Here is an 18096-nt window from a genome sequence, read left to right as displayed (position 1 = left end):
GCGTGTGAGACGATGATGGTGAACTATGTCGAGGCGGCGGTGGTCCCGCTGAGGAATGACGGGACGATCAAGCTGCATGGCGCCGAGGCCTTCGAGGGCATGCGGCGGGCCGGCCGACTGGTCGCCGAATGCCTCGACGAGCTGACCGACCTGGTCAAGCCGGGCGTCCCCACCCAGGTCATCGACGACTTCGTCTACCAGTTCGCCGTCGACAACAGCGCCCTGCCCGCCACCCTCGGCTACAAGGGCTACACCAAGTCGTCCTGCATCTCGGTCAATCACGTCGTCTGCCACGGCATCCCCGGCGAGAAGCCGCTGCGCGACGGCGACATCGTCAACATCGACGTCACCCTGATCGTCGATGGCTGGCACGGCGACTCGAGCCGGATGTACATGGTCGGCAACGTCAAGCGCGCCGCCGAGCGGCTGGTCGACGTTACCTACGAGGCGATGATGCGCGGCATCGAGGCGATCCGTCCCGGCAGCACCACCGGCGACATCGGCCACGCGATCCAGGAATATGCCGAGGGCGAGCGCTGCTCGGTCGTCCGCGACTTCTGCGGCCACGGCCTCGGCCAGCTCTTCCACGACGCGCCCAACATCCTCCACTATGGCAGCCCCGGCGAGGGCATCCCGCTGAAGCCCGGCATGATCTTCACCGTCGAGCCGATGATCAATCTCGGCCGGCCGCAGGTGAAGGTCCTCTCCGACGGCTGGACGGCCGTGACCCGCGATCGCTCGCTCTCGGCCCAGTTCGAGCATTCGGTCGGCGTCACCGAGACCGGCTGCGAGATCTTCACCCCGTCGCCCAAGGGACTGTTGCCGCCGCGCAGCGAGAGATGACCGGCTTTGGCGAGAAAGGCGGGGACCTTCCCCACTATCTCGACCATCGCGAACGCGTGCGTGAGCGCTTCAACGAAATCGGCGGCGAGAGCCTCCGCGACTACGAACTGCTCGAGCTGATCCTCTTCCAGGCGATCCCCCGGGTCGACACCAAGCCGATCGCCAAGGCCCTTCTCGCCCGCTTCGGCAGTTTCACCGAGGTGCTGTCGGCGCCACCGGCCCGGCTGGTCGAGGTCAAGGGGGTCGGCGAACGCGCCGCCCACCACCTCAAGGTCACCTACGCCGCCAGCCAGCGCTTCGCGAAGGACAAGGTCCGGAAAGGCGTCGAGCTCGGCTCATGGTCGGCGGTCGTCGACCATTGCCGGGCGGCGATGGGCTTCGAGCCGGTCGAGCAGTTTCGCGTCCTCTTCCTCGACAAGCGCAACGTGCTGATCGCCGACGAGGTCCAGCAGAGTGGCACCGTCGACCACACGCCCGTCTACCCGCGCGAGGTGGTCAAGCGGGCGCTGGAGCTCTCGGCGACCGCGATCATCCTCGTCCACAACCACCCCTCCGGCGACCCGACCCCGTCGCGCGCCGATATCAGCATGACCAAGACGCTGGTCGACATCGCCAAGCCGCTCGGCATCGCCGTCCACGATCACATCATCGTCGGCAAGAACGAGCATGTCAGCTTTCGCTCCCTCAAGCTGTTCTGATCGCAGCTTTGGCCCGCCCCGCCCGCGCACCGGCGGGAATCATCGTCTATAGTCGCCGCTGCTGATTCACCCGACCGCCGGCCCGGCCACCTGGGCACCCGACCGAACGGAGAGGCAACGGCGAATGCAGATCGATCTCAGCGGCAAGCGCGTCCTGGTGACCGGCGGCAATTCCGGACTGGGCGAGGCCATCGTCCGGGCCTTCGCCGCCGAAGGCGCCCGCGTCGCCATCAACTACGTCACCCATCCCGAGGCGGCGCAGGCCATCGTCGACGACATCGTCAAGGCCGGCGGCGAAGCGATCGCCGTCGAGGCCGATATCAGCGACCCGCAGGCGGTGGAGACGATGTTCGCCACCGTCGACAAGGCCTGGGGCGGCCTCGACGTGCTGGTCAACAACGCCGGCATCGACGGCAAGCGGGCGCTGTCCTGGGAGGCCGATGTCGACGCCTGGCGCAAGGTGGTCGAGATCAACCTCGGCGGCGCCTTCCTGTGCGCTCGCGAGGCGCTGAAGGGCATGACCGCGCGCAAGGCCGGGGTGATCATCAACATATCCAGCGTCCACGAGGTCATCGCCTGGAGCGGCTACAGCGACTACGCCGCCAGCAAGGCCGGCGTGTCGATGATGTCGAAGACCCTGGCCCAGGAGGCCGGCCCCTATGGCGTGCGGGTGCTGTGCATCGCGCCCGGCGCCATCGCGACGCCGATCAATGCCAATGTCTGGAAGGACCCGGCCGGTCTCAAGGACCTTCTCACCAAGATACCGATCGGCCGCATCGGCAAGCCGGAGGACATCGCCGGCATGGCGGTGGTGCTGGCATCCGACGTCGCCGGCTATGTCACGGCGACCACCGTTTTCGTCGATGGCGGAATGACAGATTTTCCGGAGTTCATGCATGGTGGCTGAGAAAACCAAACCGGCGAAGGCGCTGTCGAAGCCGATCGAGGACTACGGCCTGATCGGCAACATGATGTCGGCGGCCCTTGTCGGCACCGACGGATCGATCGACTGGCTATGCCTGCCGCGCTTCGATTCACCGGCCTGCTTCGCGGCCATCCTTGGCGCTCCCGAACACGGCCGATGGCTGATCTCGCCGCGCGAGAAAGTCGTCAAGGCGAGCCAGCGCTACGTGCCGGGGACGGCGGTCCTCGAGACCCGGCTGGAGACGGAAACCGGCGCGGTCACCATCACCGACTTCATGCCGCTCTCCGACAACGAGGAGCAGGTCGACGTCGTCCGTATCGTTCGCGGCGACCACGGCGAAGTCGCCATGTCGATGGAGTTGGTGCTGCGCTTCAACTACGGCGAGGTGCTGCCCTGGGTGACGCGCCGCGACTACGGCCTCAGCGCCGTCGCCGGGCCCGACGCGGTCGAGCTTCATACGCCGGCCAGGCTTGAGGGCCGCAATCTCAAGACCTTCGCGGATTTCACACTGCGCGAGGGCGAGACCATGCCCTTCACGCTCTCCTACCACCCCTCGCACAAGCAACCCCACTTCGTCCCCGACCGGCATGAGAGCCTCCAGCAGACGGTGAACTGGTGGAGCGAATGGGTCGGCCGATGCACCTTCTCGACGCGCCGGCCGCGCTGGCACGAGGCGGTGACGCGCTCGCTGATCACCCTCAAGCTGCTGACCTTCCAGCCGACGGGCGGCATCGTCGCCGCGCCGACGACTTCGCTGCCCGAGGCGATCGGCGGCTCGCGAAACTGGGACTACCGCTTCTGCTGGCTGCGCGATTCCGCCCTCACCCTTTATGCGCTGGTCAATTCCGGTTACCGCGCCGAGGCCGAGGCATGGCGCCAGTGGGTCCGCCGCGCCACCGCCGGCCATCCGAAACAGCTCCAGATCATGTACGGCATTTCCGGCGAGCGCTGGCTGCCCGAGATGGAGGTGCCGTGGCTGCCCGGCTACGAGGACAGCGCCCCTGTCCGCGTCGGCAACGCGGCCGCCGACCAGGTCCAGCTCGACATCTATGGCGAGATCGCCGAAACGCTCTACATCACCCGCCAGGCCGGCCTCGGCCCGATGGACAAGCACTACGAGTTCCAGACGCTGGTGCTCGAATATCTCGAGTCGATCTGGCAATCGACCGATCACGGCATCTGGGAGATGCGCGGCCCGCCGCGCGCCTTCACCCATTCGCGGATGATGTGCTGGGTCGCCTTCGACCGGGCGATCAAGATCGCCGAGAAGTTCGGCATCCGCGCCCCGCTCGATCACTGGAAGAAGGTGCGCGACGAGATCCATGCCGATGTCTGCACCAACGGCTTCGACGCCGAGCGCAACACCTTCACCCAGTATTATGGCGGCAAGACACTCGACGCGAGCCTGCTGCTGCTCCCCCAGGTCGGCTTCCTGCCGCTCGACGATCCCCGCATTGCCGGCACCATCAAGGCGATCGAGGAAGACCTGCTCAGCGACGGTTTCGTCATGCGCTACGCCACCGATCACGTCGATGACGGGGTCGGCGGCGAGGAAGGCGCCTTCCTCGCCTGCAGCTTCTGGCTGGCCGACGCCTATGTGCTGACGGGGCGCCACGACGACGCCGTCGACCTGTTCGAGCGGCTCCTGTCGCTGCGCAACCACCTCGGCCTGCTCGCCGAGGAATACGATCCGATCCGCAAGCGGCTGGTCGGCAATTTCCCGCAGGCGCTCTCCCATCTCGGCCTGATCAATACCGCCCATAACCTGGCCAGTCCGCGCCACCCGGCGGCCCAGCGCGCCGGCCAGGAGGAGGTTCCCGACCACGACAAGTGACCCGGCGCCGGCAGCATCGCCGGACCGGCACTTCGTCGCGGGAACCCGAGCCGACGTCCGTGCGTTAAGGCTCTCGCTGGCAGGACGTGCCGGATTTTCGGGCATGGTTGGCCGACTCTTTGGCGCATACAGCCTAGTCCGCGGGACGCCTTCCCTCACAGCCTCGGGCCTGTCCGCACAGCCGCCGCGCTGGCGTTGTTTTTGCATCAGCTTGCATGGGGCACGGCAATTCGGGTTAGGATGCCCCCATGGCCAGCGGCGGTCGCGCCGCGAATGAACAGTAAAGGGATCATGCCAGCGCCTTTTGACGAAATGAGCAGTGCCGACGGCAACAGCCGGCCCGGCTATGAACTGATCAAACGCTGGCTCGACTCCGAAACGCCGGAGTCGCTTGGGCATCGCAGGCTTGAGGCCGAACTTCTCTTTCGCCGCATCGGCATCACCTTCGCCGTTTATGGCGACGAGGAGGCCGAAGAGCGGATCATCCCCTTCGACATCGTCCCGCGCGTCCTGACCAAGACCGAATGGCGCAAGCTCGCCACCGGCCTCGAACAACGCGTCACCGCGCTCAACATGTTCCTCGCCGATATCTACGGCACCGGCGAAATCCTCAAGGCGGGGATCATTCCGTCGGACCTGGTCTATCGCAATCCCTATTTCCGGCCGGAGATGATGGGGCTCAAGCTGCCCCATGATATCTATGTCCAGATCGCCGGCATCGACCTGGTGCGCACCGACGCCGAGGACTTCTACGTCCTCGAGGACAACGCCCGCACGCCCTCCGGCGTCTCCTACATGCTGGAGAATCGCGAAGTGATGATGCGGGTCTTCCCCGACCTCTTCGCCGAATACCGGATCGATCCGGTCGAGACCTATCCCGAGGAATTGCTGGCAACGCTGACCTCCGTCGCGCCGAACTCGGCGCCCGGCGAACCGGCCGTCGCCCTGTTGACGCCGGGGCCGCTCAACAGCGCCTATTACGAGCACTCCTTCCTTGCCGACAAGCTCGGCATCGACCTTGTCGAGGGCAGCGACCTGCTGGTCCGCGACAACGTCGTCTTCATGCGCACCACCGAGGGCCTCAAGCGCGTCGACGTCCTCTACCGCCGGCTCGACGACGATTTCCTCGATCCCCTCACCTTCCTGCCGACCTCGGTGCTCGGCGTTCCCGGCCTGATGAATGCCTACCGGGCCGGCAACATCACGCTGGCCAACGCCGTCGGCACCGGCGTTGCCGACGACAAGGCGGTCTATTCCTACATGCCGGAGATCGTCCGCTTCTATCTCGGGGCGGAGCCGATCCTCAAGAATGTCCCGACCTGGCGCTGCCGCGAGAAGGACGCCTGCGCCCATGTCCTCGACAATCTCCACGACCTCGTCGTCAAGGAGGTCGCGGGCTCCGGCGGCTACGGGATGCTGATCGGCCCGGCCGCCGACAAGGCGACCCGGGACATCTTCGCCGAGAAGATCAAGGCGGATCCCGACAACTTCATCGCCCAGCCGACCCTGGCGCTGTCCACCTGCCCGACGGTGGTCGATGCCGGCATCGCCCCGCGCCATGTCGACCTCCGCCCCTTCGTCCTCTACGGCGCCGACAAGGTCCGCATCGTCCCGGGCGGCCTCACCCGCGTCGCCCTCAAGGAGGGGTCGCTGGTGGTCAATTCCAGCCAGGGCGGCGGCACCAAGGACACCTGGGTGCTCGACGCATGATCTCACGGACCATTCCCTCATGCTGAGCCGCACCGCCGACACGCTCTTCTGGCTCGGCCGTTATGTCGAGCGCGCCGACAACACGGCGCGGATCATCGACGCCGCCAACCGGCTGGCGACGGTGCCCGACTCGCTCGCCGGCGAAACCAGCGAATGGGAGCCGGCGCTGGCCGCCGCCGGCGTGCTCTCGGGCTACACCGAGCACCACGACGAAGTCGATCGCGACCCGGCCATCGACTACCTCGCCTTCTCGCCGGACAACTTTTCGAGCATCAAGAACTGCCTCGGCACCGCCCGCAACAATGCCCGCGCCGTGCGCACCGCGCTGACCGCGGAAATGTGGGAGGCGATCAACGAGGCGTGGCAGGAACTCAAGCGCTACGACGGCGCCAGGATGGACCGCCAGACGCTCAACACCTTCCTCAGCCGGGTCAAGGAAGCCTGCCTGCGCTTCGACGGCTCGGCCTACCGGACGATGCTGCGCCACGACGCCTACTGGTTCCTCCGCCTCGGCTTCTATCTCGAGCGCGCCGATTCCACCGCCCGCATCCTCGACGTCAAGTATCACGTCCTCCTGCCCGAGGACGCCCAGGTCGGTGGCGGCCTCGACTATTTCCAGTGGACGTCGATCCTGCGTTCGGTCTCGGCGCTGACCGCCTATCGCTGGGTCTATCACGAGAGCCTGAAGCCGTGGCTGATCGCCGATCTCCTCGTCCTCAACGCCAAGATGCCGCGCTCGCTCGCCTCCTGTTACGAGAATCTCGCGACCTTCCTCGATCACCTGTCGCTGGCCTATGGCCGCCAGGGGCCGGCCCAGCGCCAGGCCCGGTCGACGATGACCCGGCTGCAGAATGCCCAGATTTCCGAGATCTTCCAGAACAAGGGATTGCACGAATTCCTGACCGAGTTCATCGACGAGAATGCCCGTCTCGGTGAGACCATCTCCAAGCAATACCTGACCTGAGTCTGTCCCGAATGCGTCTCAAGATCCGCCACGAAACATCCTATGTCTACGGGACGCCCGCGACCCGGGCGATCCAGATTCTACGGCTGACGCCGCGTGGCCATGACAGCCAGTTCGTCGTCAACTGGCGGATCGACGTCGACCAGGACTGCCGTCTCGACGCGTCGCGCGATCCGTTCGGCAATGCCGTCCAGTCCTTCACCGTCGAAGGCCCGCTCGACGGCCTGACCATCGTCGCCGAGGGCGTCGTCGAGACCCAGGACAACAGCGGTATCGTCCACGGCCAGGCCGAGCGCCTGCCGCTTCCGGTCTATCTCCGCGACACGCCGCTGACCCGCGCCAGCCCCGGCATCCGGGCGCTGGCCGAACAGGCCTCGGCGGCGGCCGGGCCCGACACGCTGCCGATCCTCTATGCGATCATGAACGGCATCCGCGACCGCCTCGACTTCATCGTCAATGTCACCGATTCCGGCACCACCGCGATCGACGCCTTCTCGCATGGCCACGGTGTCTGCCAGGATTTCTCGCACATCTTCATCGCCGCCGCCCGACACATCGGCCTGCCGGCCCGCTATGTCAGCGGCTACCTCTTCCACACCGAGATGCTCGACGGCCAGGCCGCCGGCCACGCCTGGGCCGAGGTGCTTGTCGACGACCTCGGCTGGGTCGCCTTCGACCCGGCCAACGGCATCGCGGCGACCGACTCCTATGTCCGGGTCGCCGTCGGTCTCGACTATCTCGGCGCCGCCCCGATCCGCGGCACCCGCTACGGCGGCGCCGACGAGACCATGGAAGTCAAGATAATGGTCAACGAGACCGCCCGCGCGGGCTGATTGCGGGGGTTGGCATCCGGTCTGCCAAGGGCCGCTTTGGGGGCCGACCGCCCGGCATTAGGCTCGGGTCTCCGAGCCATGCCGCCGGACGGTTCAGTTAGTCGGTCACGCGCTCGGCAGTCGGTGCCTTCCACTTGCCATCCAGCGCGGCTTCCTTCGGCCAGTAAAGCCGGTTGATGATCCAGAAGGGACCCTTGGGCGCTGGCAACCAGTTGGCTTCCTTGTCTTTCCCGGGCGACTCGTTCTGGAAGTAGAACGTCACGCCGCCATCGGCATCCTTGACGAATTGCGACAGCATCGTCGAATTCAGCAGGTACCGATCGATCGGATTGGCGACCAGCAGACTGGCCGGGAGTTCGTACATCGTCAGCGACCAGAACGCGTTCACCGGCGGAAGCTGGCCCGCCGGGAAATGCACCACATAGCGGTTCGCGCCATCAAGTTTCTGGCCCTTGGAATCCAACGCGAGGACCGGATAGATCGCTTCCAGCTTCGAGTTGCCGTAGATGCCGAGAACGGCGCCGGCCATGCGATACAGATAGTTGTTCTTGAGGAAGGCGCGGGTTCCGAAAAGATCGCCGGAGGTCACTTTGCCTGTGTCGATCTTGTCCTTTTGGAACGTGTCGAATTCAGCCCAGGCGTCGGCCATGCCCCCCTCGATCGCGGACTTCATATCGGGCGACAGCGACGCCCGATCGAATGTCTTGCCGGGGCCTACGCCGATCTTGGCAAACCGCTCCATCAGTTCGACTTCGGACGGGACGGTCGGTGCATAGCCCAGGGCGAAATTCAGGATGTCGAAGAATGCCGGCGAGTTCTTCTCTTCCTCCGGCGTCAGCGGCTTGAGGAAATCGATGGCCGGCAGCGCGGCGGGCGCCGGCTGCCCGAGAAACGACGAAAGCGTCTCGACCTTGTAGCCCGCCTGGATCTTCTTGACGTTGTCGATGTCGCCCGGGTTGAAGAGCTGCGTCCGGTAGACCGCGATCCCCAGGTCTGTTTCGGAGTGGAAGACCTTCGTCACCCCTTCAGGGGTCTCGCCCTTCCAGTTCGGTCCGGCGACGACGAACACGCCGCCATCGTTGCCGGTGGTCCGGCTGCCCATGTAGTCGAAGTTCTGCGTATAGGCGTCGATCAATTGAACGCTGAAGTACCGATCCTTCTCGATCGCCGGCAATGTCAGCACGATCGGTTCGGCACGCAGGTCCATGCCCAGCCACGAATAGGGCGTATCCGAGTTGGCCGTCTGCACGGCCGTATCGGCCGGCGTGAAGACCCGCGCGATGTTGGCGATCTGGTTCCAGGGCGCCTTGAAGCCTGGATCGGCCTTGTCGACGAAATAGGCGTACGAAACGCGGTAATTGTCGACGATCGGGAAGCCGTAGATGTAGGCCTCCTTGGCGATCGCCCGTGCTTCCTCCGGCGTGACGTCTGCGCCGTTAGCCGCAGGCGCAAGGAGGACCGCAGCCATCGCGACGGCGGCGAGCTTGAGTTTTGACAATGTCATTGAAGATGTCCTGTTCGGTTTTTTTGGAATGATCGCGCCTGTGAGGCCGACGACATCTCGGTTTCTTTGTGACGACGATCACCGCCAGTTACGTCTGGCGTTCGAAATTCAGTGTGCCGATGCGAGTGTCGGTGCTGTCAGGCGTTGTGATCCTGGCCGAAACATCCGCCGAGAATTCTGGTTCGGCCTGCGCCAGGCCCTGAGTTTCAAGGATCGCCAGCGTCCCGAAGGCTGCCACGCATGGATTTCTGATTCTGATCTCGTCCACTTCGATGATCTGAGGTACTGGCCAAGCGAGTCGTCACGCGTGCCGCCCCGTCAGATCGCTTCGCGATGGCATCCCGTTACCGTTACTACTGTCATATCGATCCCCAGGCCAGTGTCTTTGAGTCGCTATGGGGATCACGCCATGCGCCGACCGGGCTTGTGTTGCGGCCGTCATTGCCCGGTCGATGGTGGACCCTGCCCCCGGCAGGAGCTGTACTGACCTTTTCCCCACACCTCCCTATTGGCCGGATGCCGCCAGGCAGAGGTGCTTGAGGGTCCGCAGATGCGCGACGAGTTGATCCTTGTCGCGAGCGGCGCCGCCGGCCGCCTTGGCGCTTCGCTGGACGAAGTCCGACAGGTCCGCAGGCGTGAGACCGGCCTTCGCCAGGGCCGCCTGATGGGGTGACAGCACGCGCTCGATCACAACGCGGAATTTCTCCGCCGAGGCGCCCATCTCCTCCTTGCCAGCCGAGTTGAAGCCGTCGATGAGATCCTGCGCGTTCGGCATCGTCGCGACGAGGTCGAATCCGGCGACAACCATCTTGTCGAAGACGATGTCGAGCTGATCGCCGAGGGCCTGGACCCCGTCGAATCCGGCCTCGATCTCGGCCAACGCCTCTTCGGTGTAGGCGCGGATCAGTGCGCGCAGCACGTCATCCTTGTTCTTGAAGGCGTTGTAGAGGGTTTGACGGCTGACGCCGGCCTCCTGCGCCAGGTCTCCCATGCTCGTCCGCTTGACGCCGTAGCGGGAAAAAAGCCGCACGGCGGCGTCGAGGATGTTTTTTTCGGTCTTGGTCATGTTCGACATATTGACATTTGGATCGAAATTGTCAATTAGACAAACGAACGAGAAATGTCCAATGACAGGAGCATGAAATGAACAGGAAATTCGGACCGAAGGGCTGGACGCCGGAACGACTCGGCTCCCTCGCCGGCAGAACCTATGTCATCACCGGGGCCAACGGTGGCGCGGGGTTCGAGGCGACGCGCGTGCTCCTGTCCAAGGGCGCAGGCGTGGTGATGATGAACCGCAGCGCCGAGAAGTCGAACGCCGCCATCGCCACCCTGAAGCAAGAGTTCGGCGCTGACGCCGACGTCACCTTCGTGCGCATGGACCTGGCGGTGCTGGCGTCGGTGCAAGACGCCGCGGCGGAGCTCCTCGACAAGGCCCCCCGGATCGACGCGCTGGTCTGCAACGCCGCCATCGCACAGGTCGCGCGGCAGGTGATCACCGTGGATGGCTTCGAAAGCCAGCTCGGCGTGAACCACCTCGGGCATTTCCTGCTGGCCGGATTGCTCTTCGACCGGATCGAGGCGTCGCAGGGGCGCATCGTGGTCGTCGGCAGCAACGCCTACAAGATGGGCCTGAAGACAATCCAGTTCGACGACCTCAACTTCGACACGAACTACACAGCCTGGAATTCCTACGCCCAGAGCAAGCTCGCGCAGATGATGTTCGCCTACGAACTCCAGCGCCGTGTCGAAGCGGCGGGCAGGACCGTCACCGTCCAGGTCTGTCATCCGGGCGCGTCGCGCACCAATCTGCTGAACGACACGGCCAACACCTTCAACAAGATCGTCTGGTCCCTGATCTCGCCAATCATCGCACAGTCCGCCGAGAAAGGGTCCTGGCCCGAGGTCCTGTGCGCGACGGAGAAGGAGGTCGAGTCCGGAACGCTCTATGGCCCGACCCGGCGAGCGGACACGGTCGGCCCCGTCGACGCATGCCCGCTGGATGCCTGCGCCCTCGACCGGGACATGGCAGCCAGGCTCTGGACGGTCTCCGAGCAGAAGACGTCGCTGAGCTGGACTCCCTAGGGCCCGGTCTCAGTTATGCGCCTGGGACGCCGCCCATGCCTCCATCGGCAGGATGGTGCCCTTCGGTGTAGGCGCGGATCAGCGCCCCCAGCACGTCATCCTTGTTCCTGAAAACGTTGTAGAGCGTTTGACGGCCGACGCCGGCTTCTTTCGCCAGGTCCCCCATGCTCGTCCGCTGGACACCGTAGCGGGAGAACATCCGCACGGCGGCGTCGGCAGGATGGGAACGACGGCTCTTCACCCGAAGCGGCCATTGCAGGTGCCCCTTAATGTTGCCGGTGCTCCCATTACATATTGCCTGGCGCGCGAAATCCTTCCGCCCCCAAAAACCGCCTCATTGATGACTGCGTTGTGTCGTAGTATTTGCGGTTCGCAGAATTTGTCCTCATTTTAAGAATCGGAGTTTTTCATTGCTTACGTTTAGGGATTACCTTTCCAGGCCCCTTTTCATTGGCCTGTCGTTCCTATTTCTCGCGACCTCTGGTCCGTCAGCCCAAGCCGAGGACTGGCCGGATATCCGCGAGGCCAAGCAGATCGCGCAGGAAGGCTTCGTCTACGGCCTGCCGATCGTGATGAACTACGCGGTGATGTACGCCTACGCGGTCGACAAGGATTCTGGCCAGTTCAAGGCGCCGTTCAACGAGATCAAGAACGAATCCCGTGTCTTCACCTACAAGGACACGGCGATCGTCACCCCGAACAGCGACACGCCATACTCTTTCGCCTGGCTCGACCTGCGGGCAGAGCCGATCGTCCTTTCCGTGCCGGCGGTTGAGAAGGGCCGCTACTTCGCGGTCCAGATCGAGGACGGCAACACCTACAATTTCGGCTACATCGGTTCCCGCGCGACCGGCAATGACGGCGGCGATTTCATGGTGGTCGGACCCGACTGGCAGGGCGAGGCGCCGAAGGGCATCAAGAAGATGTTCCGCTCTTCGACGCAATTCGCGCTGGCCGGCTACCGCACCCAATTGCTCGGCCCCGACGACATGCCCAATGTCGAAAAGATCCAGGCCGGCTACAAGGTCCAGCCGCTTTCGGCCTATCTCGGCACCGCGACGCCTCCGGCTGCGCCCGAGATTGATTTCCCCAAAGCCGACAGCGAGTTGATCAAGGCGAATTTCTTCGAATACCTCGATTTCGCCCTGCAATTCGCGCCGGCCGAGCCGAATGAGGCGGACATCCGTTCCAAGCTTGCCAAGATCGGCGTCGGCCCCGGCGCGCCGTTCGATTTCCATGAGCTTCCGCTCGCCCATCGGATCGAGGTCGGCCTCGGGATGAAGGATGGCGATGCCGCGATCAAGAAGTACCTTGCCACTCAACAGACGCCGGTCAACGGCTGGCTGATCAGCAGCCTCTTCGGCGACAGCGGGTTCTTCGATGGCGACTGGACCAAGCGGGCCGCCGGCGCAGTGGCCGGCATCTACGGCAACGACTCGATCGAGGCCGCCTATCCCTTCGGTCGGCATGACTTGGAGGGCAATCTGCTCGATGGCAGCAAGCACGACTACACGCTGACCTTCGCCAAGGGCGACTATCCGCCGGTCAACGCCTTCTGGTCGGTGACCATGTATGACGGCAAGACCCAGCTCCTGATCGAGAATCCGATCAACCGCTACCTGATCAACTCGCCGATGCTGCCCGAATTGAAGAAGAATGCCGACGGTTCCCTGACGATCTACGTCCAGAGCAAATCGCCCGGCAAGGACAAGGAAACCAACTGGCTGCCGGCGCCCGATGGTCCGATCTACATGGTCATGCGCCTCTACTGGCCGAAGACCGAAGCGCCGTCGATCCTGCCGATCGGCAAGGGCACCTGGAAGCCGCCGGGAGTCGTTGTGGCGAAGTGATACCTGGCCACTCGAAGTGGCGGCGCACGTTGGCGCCGCCGCCGCCAGCCCGCGCGAAGCGGGCCGGCTTGCTAATGATCTCGGGCTCGGACGGCGCCGATGCGCCGACCGAGCTCGTGCTGCGGTCGCCCCGGGACGACGACCTGTGGGAAAGCGGATCGGCGGCGTTCGATCGTCAACGCTCGAAAGCTCGCTAGGGCCCGGACTCAGTCACGCGCCCGGGACGCCGCCCATATCTCCATCGGCAGGATGGTGCCCCATTGCGTTTCCTGTGCTTGCCCAACGATCCGGAATCCCAGCCTCTCGTAGACCGCGATCGCCCTCTTGTTTTCCGGGTGCGGGTCGGTTGCCAGGGCCGGAATCCCCTGTCCGAACAGGTCCCGCATCCGCTGGCCGATAAACCCCGTACCGTGGCCTTTTCCGATCATGTCGGCTTCGCCGATATACTGGTCGATCCCCCGGGATCCGGCGGGGAGATAGTCGAAATGATGCTGTGGCCATCCGTGCACGGCATAATCCTGCATATAGGCAAAGGGTCTTTCGCCAAGCAGGACGATCCAGCGCGACACCCGGGAATCGGCCAGTTTCTCTTCGTCAAAGGGCGCGTCGCTGTTCCACCAGCGGCTGACATGCGGCGCCTTCAGCCAACCGGCAAGGAGGCCGAGGTCGGCCATCGTCGCAGCCCTGAAGCGATAGCGGGCCATCTCCGTCATTCGAGCACTCCCGGTCGCCGCGTGAAACGCCGCCGCGCGCCTGCCACCGCCCCTTGTCGCAGGCCGCCCGACGGTACCACCCTTGCGGCAAATCTGCCTGTGCCGACGCCTGATGAAGGATTCCTGTTGCCAGCGGCGCGGCTTCCGATGAGACTCCCGGCCGGAATGGGAATCGCGTTGAACCGCCGATGACATATTGCGTTGGGATCATGGTGCATGACGGGTTGGTGATGATCGCCGACACGCGCACCAATGCCGGGGTCGACAACATCTCGGTCTTCCGCAAGCTCCACCTGTTCCAGAAGCCGGAGGAGTATGTCTTCGCGCTGGCCACCGCCGGCAACCTCGCCGTCAGCCAGTCGGTGCTGACCCTGCTCTCGGAGGGGTTCCACAACCCCGATACCGGCGAGTCCGAGACCCTGGTCGAGGCGCAGAGCATGTTCAAGGCCGCGCAGATGGTCGGTCGGGCGATCCGCGAGGTTCACCGGGTCGACGGCATTTCCCAGGAAATGGCCCAGTCCGGGACCTTCGACGTCACCGTCCTGCTCGGCGGCCAGGTTCGCGGCGGCCGGCTGCGGCTGTTCATGGTCTATTCGGCCGGCAACTTCATCGAGGCGACCGCGGACACCCCCTATCTCCAGATCGGCGAGCACAAATACGGCAAGCCGATCCTCGATCGCGCGGTCACCGAGGAAACCGAACTCTACGACGCGCTGAAGATCGGCCTGATCTCGATGGATTCGACCATCCGCTCCAACCTTTCGGTCGGCCTGCCGATCGACCTGCTGGTCCTCAGGCGCGACGCGATCAGGCCGGAGCTCACCTACCGCATCGACGAGGCCGAGCCCTATTTCCACGATTTGCGCGAACACTGGTCGGCCGCGCTGCGCGAAGCGCACCTGTCGCTGCCGACACCGCCCTACCCGCGGGAAACCGACGCGTCCGACTGACGCTGCTCAGGCCCGCGTTGCCTCGACCCTCGTCCCGGCCTTGACCCGCGCCAGCGTCCGGACGTCGTCTTCGGTGGTCGCGAAGATGTTTGCGGGACTGGCCAGCCGGATCTCGTCGCCGCGACTGGCCGGCGTCGGCCCGTAGCCGATCGCGATGGCGTCGCCGTCGGTCCAGAAGGCGATCTCGCCGGCTTCGACCACCGCCCGCGCATCCGCTTCGCGCGGCACCGACACGTCGGTGCCGAAATAAACCTCCTCGCCCCAGGTCAGCGCTGAACCGCTGAACGGCAGCGCCGCCCAGATCGCGTCCGCCGTCGGCGTGTCGCGAAGGTCGAGCGTGATCCGCAGACCGTCGAAATCCAGTGTCATCCGTCGCATGTCGCCCCTCCCCGGCAGCCGGAAACCCCGCTCCCGGTTTAGGGGCAAACTGCGACGGGTTCAATCAATGCAGGGTGATCTGCGTCGTCACCGGCTCGAACTGCCCGGCGCGGACCAGCTTCTTGTGCGCCACCGTCACCGAATGCAGCGGGCCGTCGAGTTCCCGCTGCCAGAAATCGAGGAAGCGATGCAGTTCGGGAAACTCCGGCGCCAGATCGAAGGTCTGCCAGATGAAGGTCTGGAGGACCGAGGGGTGGTCCGGCATGTGATACAGAATCTGGGCGGTGATCATCCCGTACTCGTCCCACCTGTGACTCAGCACTTCCCCGGCCATCGCATTGCTCCTTCCATGGTGTCCTGGCGGCGATTCAAACTGTCTCGCCAGCCAACAGGTTCCCCCGCAGTTTTGGAAAATGCAATTGTCGTACCGGAAAAAGCTTTATCGAATCAGACGATTAGCAGCCAGTCCGAGCGAGTGCTGACAGCTATGCCGGCTTGCCGCCGACCGCCGCCAGCGCCTCGGGCGTATCAACGTCAACCGCAACCGCCCGCCCCGTCTCGACCTCGACCACGGCGTCCCGGTGGGTGCCCAACAGGTGTCTCCCGCCGGTGTCGCCTTCGACTGTCAGGAGGTCCGGGAACAGTCGTTTCGACCACAGGACCGGGTTGCCGCGCTTGCCCTGGAAGGTCGGCAACACGACCAGCGCGCCGCTGTCGGGATCGAAGGATTCGATAAGCTGGTCAATGGTTTGCGCATCGACGCCGGGCATGTCGGCAAGCATCACCACCGCCCCGTCGACGTCCTCGGGAAGTGCTGCGATCCCGGCCTTGAGAGAGGTCGAAAGACCCTCGGCATAGTCCGGATTGTGGACCAGTCGCGTTTCGAGACCACCCAGCGCCGTCTCGACCTCGCCCGGCCGGTGTCCCGTCACGACCACCACCGATTCCGCCCGGCTCGCCAGCGCCGCCTCAGCCGCGATCCGGACCAGCGGCCGTCCGCCGACTGTCGCAACCAGCTTGTTCGGCCCCCCCATCCGCCGCGACCGCCCCGCAGCAAGAATAACCGCCGCAACCCTAGGCGCGCCTTCGGTTTCCGGCCGGGCCTCGCCGCCCTCGCGGGGCTGCGGACGGGAGACGATCTCCATCAGCAGGCCGCCGACGCCAAGGCCGGTAATGTCGTCGGGCGTCACCTTCAGCCCGGCCAGCAAGCGATTGAGAATCCAGTCGAAACCGTTTTCCTTGGGGCTGCGCGCACAGCCCGGCGCGCCGATCACCGGCCGCTCGCCAATCTCGCCAAGCACCAGCAGGTTGCCGGGATCGACGGGCATCCCGAAATGCAGCACCCGCCCACCGGCGGCAACGATCCCCGCCGGCACCTCGTCGAGTTCGTCGACCGTCGCCGATGCGCCGAAGACCACCATCAGCTCGGCGCCCTCCCCGGCCAGCGCATCGAGCGCCGCCGCGACCGCGCCGGATTCGTGGTCGACACGCTTCTCGTCCATCAGCGTTGCGCCGGCCGTTGTCAGGCGCTCTTCGAGAAGGCGGCGGGTCTTGTCCATCACCGTCGGCTTGAGCGACGGCAACATCGTCGCCACCAGCCCGACCTTCAACGGGCGGAACGGCGCGACGCGCACGGCGCCGGAGGCAATGCGCAAGGCCTCGTCCAGCCGCGCCTTCGGCACGGCGAAGGGGATGATCTTGACAGTCGCTACCATGCGGCCGGGTTCGACGACGCCGTAGGCGTCCCGGGTCGCGACGGTGATCGCCGGATCGACGCGGTTCAACCGGTCGATTGCCGCGCGATCGACCACCAGCACGCCGGCGGTCTCCGCATAGAGGTTGGAGCGCCCGGTAAACGGCGGCTCGACCCGCAGCCCGTCGCCGGCAATCGCTTTCGCCAGGGCTTCCGCCGCCGGGTTCTCATGAACATCGGTCGCTTCCAACGTCGCAACGACGACATCAGCAATGCCGGACTCGACGAGTGCCCGTATCGCCTCCTCCGTCAGGACGGTTCCCTTGCGCAGCACGCCATCGTCGTGCCGGACCGAATGGGCGAGGATCGCCCCGACCGCCCCGGAGACCGGTACGGGCCCGAACTTCACGCCGCCGCCTCGTCGCTCATGCCCCGGCGCCGCAGCGCCGCGATGACCTGGGCCAGGACCGCGACCGCGATCTCCGCCGGCGACTGGGCGGCTATGTCGACACCGATCGGAGCGTGAATGGCCCCCAGCGCGGCGCCGCCGACACCGGCGGCAGCCAGCCGCTCGACACGCTTGGCGTGGGTCTTCCGGCTGCCCAGCGCGCCGACATAGAAGCAACCGGCGTCCAGTGCTGCGGCGATGGCACCGTCGTCGATCTTCGGATCGTGGGTCAGCGCGGCCAGCGCCGTGAAGCGGTCGAGCCCGATCCGGGGGAGCACCTCGTCCGGCCATTCGGCGAAGAGCGGCACGTCGGGAAAGCGATCCTCGGAGGCGAAGGCGGTACGCGGGTCGATGATTGTCACGTGGAAACCGGCGATCCGCGCCATCGGCGCCAGCGCCTGGCTGATATGGACCGCGCCGATGACGACGAGGCGCGGCGGCGGCACGCTGACGGTGAAGAAGAGGTCGCCGCCCTCCTCGACCTTGACCATCCCCGACTTGCCGGAGCGGAACCGCGCGGCGATCTCGTCCTGTTGCAGGTCGCCGTCGTAGCCGTCCTTTTCAAGCACCAGTCGTTCGTCGCCGGTCGCCGTGTTGGTGATCAGGATCGCGGCTTCACGCGCCTGCCGGGCGGCGTTCAGTCGTTTCAGCGTGTCGAGGTCCATGGT

19 protein-coding genes are annotated in these 18096 nt (G+C 65.2%); 10 read left to right on the top strand and 9 right to left on the bottom strand.

The window, feature by feature from the left end:
• The first annotated feature begins 15 nt into the window (after positions 1-15).
• The 7 genes from map (at position 16) to BLT60_RS17360 (ending at position 7807) form a co-directional block, all read left to right on the top strand.
• Complete coding sequence (map, locus tag BLT60_RS17390) at positions 16-843, top strand: type I methionyl aminopeptidase (RefSeq protein WP_090878474.1); 828 nt, start codon at positions 16-18, stop codon at positions 841-843.
• Positions 840-1541 (top strand): RadC family protein, encoded by a 702-nt coding sequence (gene radC, locus BLT60_RS17385; RefSeq protein WP_090878297.1) that lies wholly within the window; start codon positions 840-842, stop codon positions 1539-1541. Before map ends, radC begins: the two co-directional genes overlap by 4 nt.
• Positions 1542-1665: 124 nt before the next feature.
• Positions 1666-2448, top strand: a complete 783-nt coding sequence (locus tag BLT60_RS17380; RefSeq protein ID WP_090878296.1) for a glucose 1-dehydrogenase — start codon at positions 1666-1668, stop codon at positions 2446-2448.
• Positions 2438-4300, top strand: a complete 1863-nt coding sequence (locus BLT60_RS17375) for a glycoside hydrolase family 15 protein (protein WP_244521310.1) — start codon at positions 2438-2440, stop codon at positions 4298-4300. The genes BLT60_RS17380 and BLT60_RS17375 overlap by 11 nt, the downstream gene beginning before the upstream one ends.
• Before the next feature lie 291 nt (positions 4301-4591).
• Positions 4592-6010, top strand: a complete 1419-nt coding sequence (locus BLT60_RS17370; protein ID WP_090878295.1) for a circularly permuted type 2 ATP-grasp protein — start codon at positions 4592-4594, stop codon at positions 6008-6010.
• 19 nt (positions 6011-6029) lie between these two features.
• Positions 6030-6974, top strand: a complete 945-nt coding sequence (locus BLT60_RS17365; protein WP_090878293.1) for an alpha-E domain-containing protein — start codon at positions 6030-6032, stop codon at positions 6972-6974.
• Positions 6975-6985: 11 nt separating this feature from the next.
• Positions 6986-7807 carry a transglutaminase family protein gene (locus BLT60_RS17360; RefSeq protein ID WP_090878291.1) on the top strand — a complete coding sequence of 274 codons (822 nt, stop codon included), beginning with the start codon at positions 6986-6988 and terminating at the stop codon, positions 7805-7807.
• A 97-nt stretch (positions 7808-7904) separates the two neighbouring features.
• On the opposite strand, the gene BLT60_RS17355 is transcribed toward BLT60_RS17360, so the two are convergent.
• The 3 genes from BLT60_RS17355 to BLT60_RS17350 all read right to left on the bottom strand — a co-directional run bounded on the left by BLT60_RS17355 (position 7905) and on the right by BLT60_RS17350 (position 10377).
• Positions 7905-9275, bottom strand: a complete 1371-nt coding sequence (locus tag BLT60_RS17355) for a DUF1254 domain-containing protein (protein WP_244521317.1) — start codon at positions 9273-9275, stop codon at positions 7905-7907.
• Between the two features lie 124 nt (positions 9276-9399).
• Positions 9400-9549 (bottom strand): hypothetical protein, encoded by a 150-nt coding sequence (locus BLT60_RS24420; RefSeq protein ID WP_175478500.1) that lies wholly within the window; start codon positions 9547-9549, stop codon positions 9400-9402.
• Between the two features lie 267 nt (positions 9550-9816).
• A complete protein-coding gene (locus BLT60_RS17350; RefSeq protein WP_090878471.1) occupies positions 9817-10377 on the bottom strand; it encodes a TetR/AcrR family transcriptional regulator in 561 nt (186 codons plus the stop codon).
• 77 nt (positions 10378-10454) lie between these two features.
• On the opposite strand from BLT60_RS17350, the gene BLT60_RS17345 reads away from it, so the two are divergent.
• On the top strand, positions 10455-11396 hold the full coding sequence (locus BLT60_RS17345) for an SDR family oxidoreductase (RefSeq protein ID WP_090878287.1): 942 nt from the start codon (positions 10455-10457) through the stop codon (positions 11394-11396).
• A gap of 13 nt (positions 11397-11409) precedes the next feature.
• On the opposite strand, the gene BLT60_RS17340 is transcribed toward BLT60_RS17345, so the two are convergent.
• The gene (locus BLT60_RS17340) at positions 11410-11601 is read right to left on the bottom strand and encodes a TetR/AcrR family transcriptional regulator (RefSeq protein ID WP_280138934.1); all 192 of its coding nucleotides are present in this window, start codon (positions 11599-11601) and stop codon (positions 11410-11412) included.
• A 205-nt stretch (positions 11602-11806) separates the two neighbouring features.
• On the opposite strand from BLT60_RS17340, the gene BLT60_RS17335 reads away from it, so the two are divergent.
• A complete protein-coding gene (locus tag BLT60_RS17335) occupies positions 11807-13246 on the top strand; it encodes a DUF1254 domain-containing protein (RefSeq protein WP_425285027.1) in 1440 nt (479 codons plus the stop codon).
• A 206-nt stretch (positions 13247-13452) separates the two neighbouring features.
• Here the strand turns inward: BLT60_RS17335 and BLT60_RS17330 are convergent, their stop codons facing one another.
• Positions 13453-13959, bottom strand: coding sequence for a GNAT family N-acetyltransferase (locus BLT60_RS17330; protein ID WP_090878283.1), 507 nt, complete (start codon positions 13957-13959; stop codon positions 13453-13455).
• 188 nt (positions 13960-14147) lie between these two features.
• On the opposite strand from BLT60_RS17330, the gene BLT60_RS17325 reads away from it, so the two are divergent.
• Entirely contained in the window at positions 14148-14909 is a 762-nt protein-coding gene (locus tag BLT60_RS17325; protein WP_090878281.1) for a proteasome-type protease, read from the top strand.
• A gap of 6 nt (positions 14910-14915) precedes the next feature.
• Here the strand turns inward: BLT60_RS17325 and BLT60_RS17320 are convergent, their stop codons facing one another.
• The 4 genes from BLT60_RS17320 to BLT60_RS17305 form a co-directional block, all read right to left on the bottom strand.
• The gene (locus tag BLT60_RS17320) at positions 14916-15287 is read right to left on the bottom strand and encodes a cyclophilin-like fold protein (protein ID WP_090878279.1); all 372 of its coding nucleotides are present in this window, start codon (positions 15285-15287) and stop codon (positions 14916-14918) included.
• 64 nt (positions 15288-15351) lie between these two features.
• Entirely contained in the window at positions 15352-15621 is a 270-nt protein-coding gene (locus BLT60_RS17315; RefSeq protein WP_090878277.1) for an usg protein, read from the bottom strand.
• A 151-nt stretch (positions 15622-15772) separates the two neighbouring features.
• Positions 15773-17389 (bottom strand): NTP transferase domain-containing protein, encoded by a 1617-nt coding sequence (locus BLT60_RS17310; protein WP_090878275.1) that lies wholly within the window; start codon positions 17387-17389, stop codon positions 15773-15775.
• Complete coding sequence (locus BLT60_RS17305; protein WP_090878273.1) at positions 17386-18093, bottom strand: XdhC family protein; 708 nt, start codon at positions 18091-18093, stop codon at positions 17386-17388. Before BLT60_RS17305 ends, BLT60_RS17310 begins: the two co-directional genes overlap by 4 nt.
• Between the last annotated feature and the right edge of the window lie 3 nt (positions 18094-18096).

Source organism: Bauldia litoralis, assembly GCF_900104485.1.
GTDB classification, from domain to species: domain Bacteria; phylum Pseudomonadota; class Alphaproteobacteria; order Rhizobiales; family Kaistiaceae; genus Bauldia; species Bauldia litoralis.
The sequence above is the reverse complement of the archived record's forward strand: the minus strand, read 5'-3'. Positions and strand labels throughout refer to the sequence as shown.